Raw genomic sequence first — 14,003 nt, forward strand, 5'->3', positions numbered from 1 at the left:
TCATCGTTAAACCAATCATATGCAAATTCTACTTCTATAGACGTAAGTTTTCCATTTATTTTAAAGTCGATACCTATAATCGCTCCCTCTTCCATACAAAAATCAAATTCTTCTATATCAATATCTTCATCCATACCAAAATGATCAAAATCGAAATCTTCCATTTCCATATCATCAAAGTCATCTATTTGTATATCTGTGATTTTTAATTTATTATTAGACATATGGACGAATTTATTTAAGAAAGTTTTATATGTAACGCCCCCCTCTATACACTCTGCATCAAATGTACATATATTATCTTTTACTACATTAAAATTCATATCGTTATTTTTTAATTTTTCAACTAACTCTATTAATTCTTGATTTTCATAAAACATTTCATTATCAAAATCTTTATTCATACTTGGCTACCCCTTTCTTATATACATTCTGTTAAAACTACTTATTAAAAAATCACTACAATCCAAAAATAAATGTTATATATTTCTAGATTATCGAACATATGTTTGTATATTTTTATTATATATTTTCTCTAGTTTTATGTCAATAAAAAAAGACACCCATAGTTTATATCTTATGGATATCTTAAAAAAATATAAAATTTCAAAAATAATTAACTCTTATCAAATCGTTAAAATAAATCCTCTATATTGGCTAAAACCTCACAGTCGCAATATCCTCCGTGCTCCTCTAGCCATTCTATTGACTCTTCTAAAGGCAAATCATTTTCTGAGATTTAATTATTTTACAATATATAAATCCTTAGGGATTACTATGCCGCCTTCACCTGCGTAATTGCAAGGATGATCGATTGTTTCGTCTTTTTGATCACTTATTTCATCTCTGTCGTATACAGTTCGTTTTATTGTTTCTTTTTTGCTTTTGCTATCGATGCAGGTTTCTTCTACTATTATATAGGCTGTATTTTTTCCTATTTTAAATTCGTAGTCGTCTTTAGTGTGTATGATTTGTTTTGTGTTTATGACAGTGTCGTTTTTGTCCATCTCTTTTATTTTTATGCTTTTTAGCTCGTCTACTGGCTCGATTGATATTTTGTAAGAGAATTTTTTAGTTATTTCATTTCCGCCAGAGTCTTTTTCTGTATATTGTGCGCTTTCTGATGTTGACCAACTTCCTAGATTATCTAGATAAATTCCTTGACCATCTAAGGTAATATAGTATTTGTCGCCGTCTTTTATTATAGAATCAAATTGGATTGTTCCTTTAAATTTTCCTGTATAGTATATTGTGGCTTCGAGTTGGTATTCTTCAGAATCTACCTTTAGCTCGGAATTTGGAGCTTCTTCTTGATATGTTTTGTAAAAATCTTCGTCGTCTTTTGAATTTACAAGTACATCCATTTTTACATTTCTAAATACATCGTCGCTTACTGTTTCTAGTGTGTCGCCGTTTTTGTAAAGGAAAATTGCTTCTCCTTCTAAGCCGTCTATGCTGTATTTACCTGTAGTGCTATCGTAATCTATGTAGTATTTTTTGTCGTAATCAAGATCATCGCTACCATCGTCATCAAAAAATCTGACAAAAACTCCACACATATTTTTATCTGCAGGTTGTGTATCTTCCTCGGCTAGCTGACAGCCAGTTAGATTTATCGAACAGATTATCATAAGAATTACATATAAAATTTTCTTCATAATTAATCATCCTCCAGTTTACCATCAAACTTCAATATATCGCCTATTTGGCAGTCCAAGTAAAAACAAATTTTATTTATAGTTTCAAATCTGACACCCTTTGCTTTTCCACTTCTGAGTATGGAAAGATTTGCCTCTGTGATGCCTATAAGCTTAGCAAGCTCCTTTGATGTCATGTTTCTTTTTTTTAGCATTTCCTCTAAATGTACTTCTACACCCATGTCCTCACCTCTTAAATGATTGAATTATTATCGTCAAATAAATTGTTGTTTTCTTTAAAGTATTTGCAAAGTATCATACCGACAAAAGCGACTATCAATGGGATAAATGGTATGTCTAAAAACATCTCGATATCGTACATTGTTGAGAATAAAAATATCTGCATTCCGTTTGCTATTAATGATGATAAAATTGATAGATACACTGTCGATTTACTGTATTTGTGGATTTTTCTTATGTCCTCTACTACTGTTTCACTGTACTGATTTTCTGCAAAATTATTTACTAGCTCTATTCCTGTAAAAATGACAATCATAGACATTATATTAGGTGCCAGCAATAATATGTATTTTACCAAGTAAAGTAGTGATGAATTTTTCAATATGTCGAATAGTCCAAAGTAAAAAATCGCTACCAAGTACGCCCCTAGAAATACGGTTAAAATTATTTGGAGCCCTTTTAGTGCACTTTGGCCTTCAGATAAATATTTCATAGAGAACAGCACGAAATAGCTGATTAAGATGATATAAAACATCATCGCTATAGACAATTTCACGGCTGTTATAAACTCTGTGGCGCTTTGCAATTCATCTGGCAATAATTTGTAAAATCCTTCTGGATTTATAAAATTATATACAGCAAATAATAGGTATATGCTCGAAATTAGCAGTATGAAGTCTACTTTTTTGTATTTGTAGAAATAAATGAATGTAGGTATCATGCAAATTCCGATATAGATAATCCATGATACGATATTTCCGATTGACGATGATAGTGACAAGCTTCTAATTATTTTTCCCACTAATTCAAACGGATAATACATTATATACATGCTGTTTTCTAATTTGATTATAAAAAACATCGTGCAGCTTAGAATCGATGATATTATCGCTGTTATCAGAAATATTTTTTTAATTTTCAATGTGTTCATGGCGACCTCCTATTTTTTAAATTATTGTTTTACGATAATTGTTAATATAATTGGAGCTGAATAATTATCGTTTTGCAATAATTATTATTGTTTTACAATAATTTTATTTTCAAACAACAAAAAAAGACTGTAGCGAGAATAAATATCTCAGCTACAGCCCTTTTTTTAATATATAAATAAATTACATTCCTAAAATTCCTTTTAATGTAGTAACAAATGATAATAAAGATCTATAAGCTAAAACTAATGTTACGCATAGTATAATTATTCCAAGTATGTTGTTCCATAATTTGTTTTTGTATTTTCCTAAATCATCGTGGTTTAGTACGAATATTAGGAATGCGGCGATTATTGGTAGTATTACTGCATTTGCTGCTTGTGCTACTAATATTAATTGTGTTGGTGAAGACATTCCAAGTGCACTTAGTATTATACCAACTGCTAAAACTATCATCCATACGATTCTGAATTTAGCTGATTTCATGTCTTTTTCAAATCCTAAAGCTCCTGTTGTAGCAAATGCTGCAGATAGTGGAGCAGTTATTGCAGATGTGAATCCAGCTGCGAATAATCCTATACCAAATAACCATTTTGCCCATTCACCTAGAAGTGGTTGTAATTGAGCTGCCATATCAGCACCACTTTCTATAGTTGTACCTGTGCCGTAGAAGCTTGCAGATGCAGATATTATGATAGCCATTGATATAAGACCACCTAGACCTATAGATATTATTGTATCTAGTCTTGCGCTTTTTATATCTTCAGGGTTTTTCCAACGTTCAGATACTGATGATGCATGTAAGAATAGGTTGTATGGAACTACTGTTGTTCCTATAAGTCCAACTACTGTTAAAAAGTCGTTTGCACCTACGCTTGGTATGAATAATCCTTTAATTATAGCGCCTATATCTGGTTTAGAAACTATGGCAGTTGTGAAGAATGTGATACTCATTACAATAACTAATGCCATTAAGAATTTTTCGATTTTTTTGTAGCTTCCTGACCATAATAAAAGGAATGCTATTAGACCTAGTGCTGGTCCCCAAATTTGTGTTGGTACAGATGGAACTATTGTAGATAATCCCATTGATCCACCTACTAAGTTACCTGTTTCATAAGCTATGTTACCTACAAATATTGCTATTAATACTATGATTACTGCGATAGTCTTTAAAACAGGATTTGTGATTTTTTCTCTGATGTTTTCTCCTAAGCCCTTTTGTGTGATTATACCTAGTCTAGCGGCCATCTCTTGGAATATGATTGTAGCTATTGTTGAGAATAGCATTGCCCATAATAGTGTGTAACCACTGTTTGCACCTGAAAGTGTACATGTTGTTACAGTACCAGGTCCTATAAATCCAGCTGCTATAAGAGCTCCTGGACCTATGTTTTTAAGCTTTTCCATAAGTTTGCTCATAATAAATTCTCCCTTTCAAAACTCTTTCTAATTTTTATCTTAAACTATCTCTTTAAGAGGTAGTATTTCGATACCCTCTGATAAAAGTCTCTCTCTAATTTTTTTGACAAATTCTAATGCCTTGACTCCATCCCCGTGGACACATATTGAATCTGCATATATTTCTATTTCCTTACCAGAGTAAGATGTTACTTTGTTTTCTTTGACCATTTTAACTACTCTGTCTATGGCGATATTTTCGTCTGTTATGACGGCACCTTCTTTGCTTCTAGCTCTTAGTGAACCGTCGTCTTCATATGCTCTATCTGCAAATACTTCTCTAGCTACTCTAAGTCCAGTGTCCTCGCCTGCTTTTATAAGTTGACTACCTGAAAGCCCTAGAAGTATTATGTTTTTGTCAAATTCGTATATGGCTTCACATATTGCCTTTGCTAGGTCGTAATTTTTGCCTGCCATGTTGTAAAGTGCTCCATGTGGTTTTACATGTTGAATTTCCATGTTTTCACCTTTGCAGAAGGCGTATAGGGCTCCTAGTTGATATTTTACGTATGCCTTTGCTTCTTCAGTAGATATGTCCATATTTCTTCTACCAAATCCCATAAGGTCTAAAAATCCTGGGTGAGCTCCTACTTGAATGTCGCTTTGTTTAGCCATTTTTATAGTTTTTTGCATGACTACTGGATCTGATGCGTGAAATCCACATGCTACGTTTGCTGAGGAAATAAGTGGAATTATCTCTTCGTCTAAGCCCAACTTATATCTGCCAAAGCTTTCCCCTAAATCACAGTTTAAATCTACCTTAAGCATATTTTCACCTCTTAGTATTTTAATTCTACGTTTTTAACGTCTGTAATAAGCATGTGACCTGGTGAGTGAGTTATAACTATGTCAGGCTTAACGTTCATTATTACAGATTGTGGTGTTACTCCACATGGCCAGAATACTGGAACTTCGCCTTCGTTGATTGTTACGGCGTCACCGAATTCTGGTTTGTTTATGTCCTTGATGCCTATTACTGAAGGGTCGCCTATATGTATTGGTGTTCCATGGACTTTAGGCATAGTTTCTGTTACTGTAACTGCCTTTACTATTTGGTCAGGTTTTATTGGTCTCATACTTACGACCATTTTACCGTTGAATATACCAGCGCTTTCACATTCTATATTTGTCATATACATTGGAACGTTGCAGTCTTCTGTTATATGTCTGATTTCTATGCCTGCTTCTATCATTTCTGATTCGAATGAGAAGCTACATCCTATTAAGAAGCTTACAAAGTCGTCTTGCCAGAATTCTGATACGTCTGTATATTCTCCTACAAGCTCGCCTTTTTTGTAGATTCTGTATTTTGGGATGTCCTTAGCTATATCGCAGTCCTTTGCTATTTTCTTTAGTGTTCTGCTTCCTACATCGCTGACTTCTAGTATTGGACATGGCTTTGGATTTCTTTGAGCGAATAATAAGAAATCGTAGGCTAAATCCTTTGGAAGTACTACTAAGTTGGCTTGTGCGTATCCTGCACACATTCCAGATGTTGGTTTTACTATTTTTCCTTCTCTTATAAGTTTTCTAACTTCACTTGGTGATGCGTTTACTAAATCCATTTATAATTCCCCCTTTTAAGATAACAAATCCTTTATAAATCCTGTTGTTGCTTCACCGTTTACATATGTTGGGTTATTCATTATTGAATATTGGAAGTTGGCGTTTGTCTCAACTCCACTTATTACAAGCTCATCTAGAGCTGCCTTCATTTTTTCAATCGCTTCTTTTCTGTTGCTTCCATGTACGATTACCTTGGCTATCATAGAATCGTAAGTAGCTGGAAGCACGTATCCAGCGTAAAGTGCTGTGTCGACTCTTACATCGAAGCCTCCTGGAAAATGTACTGCGTTTATTTTACCAGGTGCGGGCATGAAGTTTTTAAGTGTATTTTCGGCGTTTATTCTACATTCGATGGCATGTCCTTTTATTTGGATGTCGTCTTGTGTGTAGACTAATTTTTGCCCTGCTGCGATTAAAATTTGTTGTTTTATTAAATCTATTCCTGTTACCATTTCTGTGACAGGGTGTTCTACTTGTATTCTAGTGTTCATTTCTATGAAGTAGTAGTCGCCGTTTTCATCTAGTAGAAATTCTACTGTGCCTGCGTTTTCGTAGTGAGCGGCCTTTGCTGCTTTTACTGCTGTTTCACCTAGCACTTTTCTTAGCTCGTCACCTATAGCTGGTGAAGGAGATTCCTCTATCATCTTTTGGTGTAGTCTTTGGATTGAGCAGTCTCTTTCTCCTAGGTGGACTACGTTTCCGTATTTGTCTGCTAAAATTTGTACCTCTATGTGTCTTGGGTTTCTGATGTATTTTTCTATGTACATTGTGTTGTCTGCAAAAGCGTTTACAGATTCACCCTGTGCTACGTTGAAGCCCTCGATAAATTCAGTCGAATTTTCTATTATTCTCATTCCTTTACCGCCGCCACCTGAGGATGCCTTTACTATTACTGGATATCCCATTTCATCGGCTAATTTCTTACCTACCTCTGCGTCGTACACTGGATCTTCTGTTCCAGGTACTACTGGGACTCCTGCCTTTATCATTGTGTTTTTGGCGTTTGATTTATTTCCCATCAAATCTATTACTTCACTGCTTGGTCCTATAAATGTTATGTTGTTTTCCTTGCATAAATCCACGAACTTGCTGTTTTCTGATAAAAATCCAAATCCTGGATGTATAGCATCTGCATTTGTAAGCTGAGCTGCTGTAATGATGCGGTTCATGTTCAAATAGCTGTCCTTTGATTTAGCAGGTCCTATGCATATGCTCTCGTCAGCTAGCTTAGTGTGGAGAGCATTTTTATCTATTTCAGAGTAAACTGCTACTGTCTTGATACCTAGAGATTTACATGTTCTGATGATTCTTATAGCAATTTCACCCCTGTTTGCTATTAATATTTTGTTAAACATTTTAAACTCTCCTATACTGTTTTTATTTTGAATAAAGGTTGACCGTATTCTATCATTTGTTCATTTTCGACTAGGATAGCTTCTACTGTTCCCTCGTATTCGCTGACTACTTCATTCATCATTTTCATAGCTTCTATTATTCCTACGACTTGACCCTTTGTGATTTTGTCGCCTACTGATACGAATGCTTTTGCTTGTGGTGATGGAGCTTCATAGAATGTTCCTATAAGCTCAGCCTTTATGTATTCAACTCCATCTCCTGCAGGCTCTGTAGCTTCCTTAACCTTTGCAGGTGCTGCTTCTACTTGTTTTACAGCTGTTACTTCTTTTTTTAGTAAAATCTCACTATCTCCTTCTTTGTAAGAAAAAGTAGTTAAAGATGAATCCTCCATTATTTTTATTAATTCTAAAATTTTTTCGTATTCCATGTTATCCTCCTAATTTACCCTATTATTTTTGTTGAAATGGATTGTTGTCTTTTTCTAAAAGAATTTCAATTCTTCTAGATGCACTTCTAGGCTCTAAGACCTCCATACATGGCTTGTGTATGTTTTTTGTAATTGCTTTATAAAGTAATTTTTCTTCTTTGTAGAGATTTTGTGCTTCTTTTAAAGAAATTTCCTTAAAATAGATAGTATCTCCAGCCTTTCTCTGTGCAAGCTTTGGTATATCTACGCTTATTACGGTTGCAATTTTTGTGTAGCCACCTGTCGTCTGTCTATCTGTCATCATGATTATAGGCTTACCGTGTGAAGGCACCTGTATTGAGCCTAGAGCTATACCGTCTGAGATTATATCTGCAGAGGATTTGTGCTCTATGACTGGACCGTCTAGTCTACAGCCCATTCTGTCATTTTCATTAGTAACCTTATATGGGCTAGAGAAAAACGTTTTCAAGCCATTTTCCGTAAATGCTGTATCCTGAGGTCCTCTTATGACTCTCAATGTTACCTCTGACTCGTTTTTGTGCATGTAGTTTATTTTTCTAGATAAAAAATACGGAAGATAGTCCTTTGGCGATTCAAACTTAATGTAGTCGCCTGCTTGTAGAGTTCTACCCTTGTATCCTCCTATTCCACATCTTACATATGTCGACTTACTTCCCATGACTTTTGGGACTTTAAGCCCTCCTGCAAATGCTATGTACGCTCTGCAGCCGCTTTTTGCATATTCAAATGACAGCACATCTCCAGCCTTTATAAGTAGAGCTTGGTATGTGTGAACCTTTTGACCGTTTAGCTTTGGTCTTAGGTTGCCGCCAGTTATAGCTATAATATTAGTCTCTGTAAATTCTATAGTAGGACCTACTAAGGTCATCTCTATTACTGCCTCGTCGACTGGGTTGCCGACTAGTATATTTGCGATTTTGAGAGATCTTTTGTCCATTGCACCACATACAGAGAAGCCGAATTCTTGGTATCCTACTCTACCATAATCCTGAATAGTCGTATATAATCCACTTTTTCGAATTATTATTCCCAATTTTAAAGCCCCCTCTCTATTACGTTACAATGGTATAAATTTTTATCTACTAGATTTTTTATCTCGTAAAAATCAGATTGACTTATTTCTACAAATTTTATGTAGTCGCCTGCTTTATATAAAATTGGCTCCTCTCTATTTGCATCATATGGCTTCACTGGAGTAGTTCCAATAAGTCTCCATCCACCTGGAGATGCTAGTGGGTATATTCCAGTTTGTTCACCACCTATGCCTACAGAGCCAGCGTCGATTCTAGTTCTCGGATTTTTAAGTCTAGGAGTGAATAGTCTGCTGTCAAGCCCCCCTAGATAGGCAAACCCCGGTAAAAATCCTAGCATGTAAATTAAATATTCCCTAGATGTATGTATTTGTATTACTTCTCTTGTAGTCAATTTTGCGTGCTCTGCTACAAATTCTAAATCCTCTCCAAAAGAGCCGCCGTAGCAGACTGGTATTTCTATTATTCTTTTTTTGGTCTCTGATTTAGAATCTAAATTTTTACTTAGCTTTTCAATTTTCGACTTTAATTCGTCAAAATATATCTTTGAAGGGTCGTAGTAAATTAAAAGAGATCTAAAAGTAGGAACTGTCTCTGTGATCCCTTGTATTTTAGCCGATTTTATTAAATCGTTGAAAACCCTTATTTTGTTGTTTGTTTCAGTACTTATATCGTTTCCAAATTCAATTATTAGTGCTGAATCCCCTGCAATCAAATATTTCAAGAATTCACCCCCCTAATTTATATAATTTATTTTTCATATATTTTTTATCCTATAAAGAAGATTATAGCCAATTTTTCATTAATATGCAAGTTTTGGTTTAATTCTTGCATTTGTGTTTTGTAATTTTTGTTGTGAAATGATGTATAATGTTGTTAAAGCTAGTTTATAATAAAAAGGAGGCTATATGATATGAAATTGGCGATGGCTCAGGTTTCAATGAATCTGGATATGAATAGTAATTATCAAAAGACATTGGATTTTATGAAGAAGGCTAAGGGCAGTGATTTATTGTTTTTCCCTGAGATTCAATGGACTCCTTTCTTCCCTCAGTACGAAGAAAAGGATTTGAAAAACTGCCTTGGAAAGCAAATAGACGATTTTTGTCTGACTTTAGACGATCAGAGAATAACTAAGATGAAGGAATTATGTAGAGAATACGAGATGTATCTATCTCCAAATTTATACATAGAGCAGGACGAGAAGAGATATGATATGTCGCTTATGATAAATTCCAAGGGCGAGCTAGATGGATTTTCTAAGATGGTGCATATTTTAAACGCCAAGAATTTTTATGAAAAATACTACTATACTCCTTCTGAGGATGGATTTATGGTTTTTGATACGCCTTTTGGGAAGGTTGGGATAGTTATATGCTTTGATAGACATCTTCCTGAGAGCGTTAGAACCTGTGCCTTAAAGGGTGCGGAGTTGATTATAATACCTACTGCCAATACTAAGGACGAGCCGCTTGAGATGTTCGAGTGGGAGCTTAGAGTTCAAGCTTACCACAATAATGTGTTTATAGCTATGTGTAATCGTGTCGGCAAAGAGGGAAATATGGACTTTGCTGGAGAATCCCTTGTAGTAGACTGTGACGGAAATGTCGTATTTAAATCAGATGACAAGGAACAGCTGATAACTGTAGATATAGATTTGAGTAAATGCAAGGAAAGTAGAAAAAATAGACCTTACATAACTTAAAGTGGACCCTTTGTCAAGGACACTAGAAAAAAAGTGTGGCTAAGCCGCCATTAAAAGCTGATTTCTGAATTGAACAGGAGTCAGCTTTTTTAAATTCCATTGACATCTAAAATTATTATAATAATCCATATAATCATCTACTACAAATTGTAATTCCTCAAATGTATTACAAGATTTATAATCCATTTCATCTTTCATATGACCAAAGAATGATTCCTGCGGAGCATTATCCCAACAGTTACCCCTTCTAGACATAGATTGTCCTAAGTTGTTTTTCTTAAGTAAATTTTGAAATTTCGGACTAGTATAATGAGAACCTTGATCTGAATGAACAAATGCATCCTTATGTAATTTTAAAGATTTAATATTAACTAATTTATCTATAGTTTCAGTTACTAGTTCTATAGCTAAACTACTTGATAAATTATATGCTAATATTTCATTAGTTGAGGAATCTTTTACAGTAGATAAATATGCCATTTGACCATTGCCGTAAGGCATATATGTTATATCTGTTAATAGCACTTTACCTGGTATATTTTGCTTAAATTCTCTATTTAGTTTATTTTCCACAACTCGATGTTCTTTAGTTGCTTTAGCCATACGTTTATACGGATTAGCTTTACGTATAGGGCAAACTATGTCATATTTTCTCATTATTCTTTGTATTTTCTTTCTGTTCATTTTTATCCCAAATTCATTTTCTAAAGTCATTTTTATAGATCTAGAACCTTTCTTGTATCCTCTATGATTAAATGCCTTTAGAATGATTTCTTTTGCCTTTAAATCGTTTATTTCTTTGTGATTTCTAAGGTCTTTTGTTCTTAAAGATTTATAATATCCAGAAGTAGATACATTTGCAATTTTACATAAATGTTTTACCATTCCTGTTAAATTGAATTTAGATATTATATCTTTAATTAATCCAAAAACTTTTACTGGTTTTAATTTATTATTTTTCACCTGCCTTTCGCTTATTTCTAACTTTTTTACAAGTTCAAGCTCCGCTTTTAAATATTCAATTTCTGCATCTTTTTTAGCTAGAATTTCTTCTAATGTTAATTCTCGATTAAGTGGTCTCCCAGAATTTAATGCTCTTGTATCATCTAAACCTAGAACACCTTTCTCTTTATATGATTTTCTCCATCTATGGCTAGCGCATTCAATACGTTTTGTTCCGATTACTTCAATATCAAAACCTGCCTCTTCAAAAATTTGTCTAGGTGTTTTACCTGTTTCATATTCAGCTATGAAATGAAGTTTAAATTCATTAGTATATGTAATTCCTTTTTGGCTTACTTTTTTAACATATTTATTTTTAGATAATTCATTAATATCTTTTTCAGAAAAAATTTTTTTACTCATGCCTATTCAACTCCTTTAATGTTATTTTACATAAAAATATCCTATACAGGTAGACACTTTTTTTCTAGTGTCCACTGTATAGGATCCATTTTAACTTTACATAGACCTGAAATGTACTTTTAATTAAAACAGCCTCCTCTGATAATTTATCAGAGAAGGCTTCTGCATTTAATCTTCTTTATAGTGTCTTTTTACTGCTTCTAAAATTATTTCCACAGCTTCGTCTATACTTATCTTGCTAGTATTTATGCAAAGGTCGAAATCTCTAGCATCTCCCCATTTCATACTTGTGTAGAAATTGTAGAAGGATGTTCTCTCTTTGTCTATTTTCTTGACTGTCTTGGCGCTTTTCTTTTCTTCTATGCCGTGTTCTTCTACAGCTCTTTGTCTTCTAGTCTCGAAATCGGCATGTATAAATATGTCGATAGAATCAAATTTGTCCCTCAACGCATAATTAGCTGCTCTACCTACAAATATACAAGATTCCTTTGAAGCTAAATCTTGAATTATATTAAATTGTTTCAAGAATAATTGATGTCCTAAAGGTAGTGAAGAGCTTGTTTGGTCGTATGAAAAATAACTCAATGATTTTATAGGTTTTTCATCGTATTTTTCAAAAAATTCTTGGCAATAACCACTTTCTTTTGCTGCTATTGTAAGTAATTCCTTATCGTAGCAAGGTATGTTTAGAGCTTTGGCTAATTTTCTGCCTATTTCTCCTCCACCGCTACCGTACTCTCTACTTATTGTTATGATTAAATTTTTCTTCATAGCTATTACCCCTTTCTATAACTATCTATATTATAATTATAGCAGAATTTATATTTTTATATAAGAAAATTTTTATGTCTTCTGTTGTTCCATTCCCTCCAAAATTTGATATATCCTTCTCTGTCGAAGTCATCATCTGGAAGTACTTTTTCTTTGCATGATTTATAAAATACCTCTATTTTATCAGCAAAATCAAATACTACTTTAGTATATTCATCAATATCGATAAGTGTTTCTCCCCCAATTGTTACATTGACTTCTCCATGAAGGCATAAATCCTCCGGATTTTCTTTTTCTCCGTCTATCCAGTATAAGTCCACTATGTCAATTACAAATTTTCCCATACATTCACCCCACTATATGGCTATATCTCTAAAAGACCAGCTATATCATCTAGTACAGCTACATTTGGGTATCTCTCCAATTTTTCTCTAGGTGTAGTACCTGTTGTAACGCCGACGAAATCGACTTTGGCATTTTGTGCAGTTTCGGCATCTATGTAGCTGTCACCTATATATAGCACGTTTTTTGCCTCCATCATATCTATAATTTTAAATAGCCCTTCTGGGTTTGGTTTGTATTTTTCGACATGTTCTGTGCCTATTATAATGTCTACAAGATCTCTAGCATCTAGGTTTACTAATATGTCGTTTATTCGTTGTCCCCATCTTGATGAAACTATTCCGATTTTTTTGTCGTTTGATTTTAGAGTTTCTAGGACTTTTTTTGCTTCTCCGATAAATACTGTCTGTTTGACTGTGATTTGGTCGGATTTTTCTTTTTGGTATTTTTTAAATAAATTTACGCTTTCCTCGCTTTTGTCTCCTGTCAAAAGTGTATAGGCTTCTCCTAGAGGAATGCCTATAGTATTTACAATATCTTTATATGAAGCTCTTTTTAGATTTAATTTGTCGAATGCATAGTTGAAGCTCTCGACAATTGGATTTGTTGCATCTGCTAGTGTATAATCAAAATCAAAAATATAAGCATCGTAATTATTCATATTCAATCTCCTTAGTTTATCTATTTATTACCATTTTTACTGTATAGTATAATGTCACTCCTAAAACACTCCCGAGCATGAAAATTGTGAACCAAATTCCAAGAGCAATTCCCTCCATCGAGCAAAATGTCATATAGAAAAAACATCCTACTATAATTAGTTTAATTAGTAAAACCATGTTTGCGACATAGTTAAAAATTCGTCGTCTATTTTCCTCTGTAACTTTAACTGGTACATTCCATATCTTAGGGAAAAACATGCAGACAGTCATTATCACATATAAAAATATAGTCGTCCCTAAAAGTATGAAAACTGTCGATTTACTGCCCCAGCTATCTGGATTGCCTGCAAAATCAAAATGTGTAGGTATTTTATCTGCTATTTTTGAATACCTAACAGCTACATATACAATTTGGCACAGAAGTAGCACCATTGTAACTACTTCCAATATTTTTTGAAATATATTATACGGTAATCTCAACATAATAATT

General features: G+C 33.7%; 18 protein-coding genes. 1 reads left to right on the top strand and 17 read right to left on the bottom strand.

The window, feature by feature from the left end; genetic code table 11:
• From MR593_RS04350 to pxpB, 12 genes are all read right to left on the bottom strand, one after another.
• The coding region (locus MR593_RS04350) for a hypothetical protein (RefSeq protein WP_290687208.1) at positions 1-404 on the bottom strand (404 nt) is incomplete at its 3' end.
• A gap of 230 nt (positions 405-634) precedes the next feature.
• Positions 635-724 (bottom strand): DUF2695 domain-containing protein, encoded by a 90-nt coding sequence (locus MR593_RS04355; protein ID WP_290687210.1) that lies wholly within the window; start codon positions 722-724, stop codon positions 635-637.
• A 19-nt stretch (positions 725-743) separates the two neighbouring features.
• Entirely contained in the window at positions 744-1,658 is a 915-nt protein-coding gene (locus tag MR593_RS04360) for a hypothetical protein (protein ID WP_290687211.1), read from the bottom strand.
• Between the two features lie 2 nt (positions 1,659-1,660).
• The gene (locus tag MR593_RS04365) at positions 1,661-1,879 is read right to left on the bottom strand and encodes a helix-turn-helix domain-containing protein (protein WP_290687213.1); all 219 of its coding nucleotides are present in this window, start codon (positions 1,877-1,879) and stop codon (positions 1,661-1,663) included.
• An 11-nt stretch (positions 1,880-1,890) separates the two neighbouring features.
• Entirely contained in the window at positions 1,891-2,808 is a 918-nt protein-coding gene (locus MR593_RS04370) for a hypothetical protein (protein ID WP_290687215.1), read from the bottom strand.
• A 181-nt stretch (positions 2,809-2,989) separates the two neighbouring features.
• Complete coding sequence (locus MR593_RS04375; RefSeq protein WP_290687217.1) at positions 2,990-4,228, bottom strand: Nramp family divalent metal transporter; 1,239 nt, start codon at positions 4,226-4,228, stop codon at positions 2,990-2,992.
• 39 nt (positions 4,229-4,267) lie between these two features.
• Positions 4,268-5,035, bottom strand: a complete 768-nt coding sequence (locus MR593_RS04380; RefSeq protein ID WP_290687218.1) for a LamB/YcsF family protein — start codon at positions 5,033-5,035, stop codon at positions 4,268-4,270.
• A gap of 11 nt (positions 5,036-5,046) precedes the next feature.
• Positions 5,047-5,832, bottom strand: a complete 786-nt coding sequence (locus tag MR593_RS04385; protein ID WP_290687220.1) for a putative hydro-lyase — start codon at positions 5,830-5,832, stop codon at positions 5,047-5,049.
• A gap of 15 nt (positions 5,833-5,847) precedes the next feature.
• On the bottom strand, positions 5,848-7,188 hold the full coding sequence (locus tag MR593_RS04390) for an acetyl-CoA carboxylase biotin carboxylase subunit (RefSeq protein WP_290687221.1): 1,341 nt from the start codon (positions 7,186-7,188) through the stop codon (positions 5,848-5,850).
• 11 nt (positions 7,189-7,199) lie between these two features.
• Positions 7,200-7,616 (bottom strand): acetyl-CoA carboxylase biotin carboxyl carrier protein, encoded by a 417-nt coding sequence (locus MR593_RS04395; protein ID WP_290687222.1) that lies wholly within the window; start codon positions 7,614-7,616, stop codon positions 7,200-7,202.
• Between the two features lie 22 nt (positions 7,617-7,638).
• A complete protein-coding gene (locus MR593_RS04400; RefSeq protein WP_290687224.1) occupies positions 7,639-8,670 on the bottom strand; it encodes a biotin-dependent carboxyltransferase family protein in 1,032 nt (343 codons plus the stop codon).
• Between the two features lie 2 nt (positions 8,671-8,672).
• Positions 8,673-9,392, bottom strand: a complete 720-nt coding sequence (pxpB, locus tag MR593_RS04405) for a 5-oxoprolinase subunit PxpB (RefSeq protein WP_290687225.1) — start codon at positions 9,390-9,392, stop codon at positions 8,673-8,675.
• Between the two features lie 189 nt (positions 9,393-9,581).
• On the opposite strand from pxpB, the gene MR593_RS04410 reads away from it, so the two are divergent.
• Positions 9,582-10,373, top strand: a complete 792-nt coding sequence (locus tag MR593_RS04410) for a carbon-nitrogen hydrolase family protein (RefSeq protein WP_290687227.1) — start codon at positions 9,582-9,584, stop codon at positions 10,371-10,373.
• A 39-nt stretch (positions 10,374-10,412) separates the two neighbouring features.
• Here the strand turns inward: MR593_RS04410 and MR593_RS04415 are convergent, their stop codons facing one another.
• The 5 genes from MR593_RS04415 to MR593_RS04435 form a co-directional block, all read right to left on the bottom strand.
• Positions 10,413-11,738, bottom strand: a complete 1,326-nt coding sequence (locus MR593_RS04415) for an IS3 family transposase (RefSeq protein ID WP_290687229.1) — start codon at positions 11,736-11,738, stop codon at positions 10,413-10,415.
• Positions 11,739-11,906: 168 nt separating this feature from the next.
• Entirely contained in the window at positions 11,907-12,509 is a 603-nt protein-coding gene (locus MR593_RS04420; protein ID WP_290687231.1) for a cytidylate kinase-like family protein, read from the bottom strand.
• A gap of 56 nt (positions 12,510-12,565) precedes the next feature.
• Positions 12,566-12,829 carry a hypothetical protein gene (locus tag MR593_RS04425; RefSeq protein ID WP_290687233.1) on the bottom strand — a complete coding sequence of 88 codons (264 nt, stop codon included), beginning with the start codon at positions 12,827-12,829 and terminating at the stop codon, positions 12,566-12,568.
• A gap of 44 nt (positions 12,830-12,873) precedes the next feature.
• A complete protein-coding gene (locus tag MR593_RS04430; protein ID WP_290687234.1) occupies positions 12,874-13,512 on the bottom strand; it encodes an HAD family hydrolase in 639 nt (212 codons plus the stop codon).
• A 16-nt stretch (positions 13,513-13,528) separates the two neighbouring features.
• Positions 13,529-13,996, bottom strand: a complete 468-nt coding sequence (locus MR593_RS04435; RefSeq protein WP_290687236.1) for a DUF1648 domain-containing protein — start codon at positions 13,994-13,996, stop codon at positions 13,529-13,531.
• Positions 13,997-14,003 lie beyond the last annotated feature (7 nt).

This window comes from Intestinibacter sp. (genome assembly GCF_022780145.1).
Lineage (GTDB): Bacteria > Bacillota > Clostridia > Peptostreptococcales > Peptostreptococcaceae > Intestinibacter.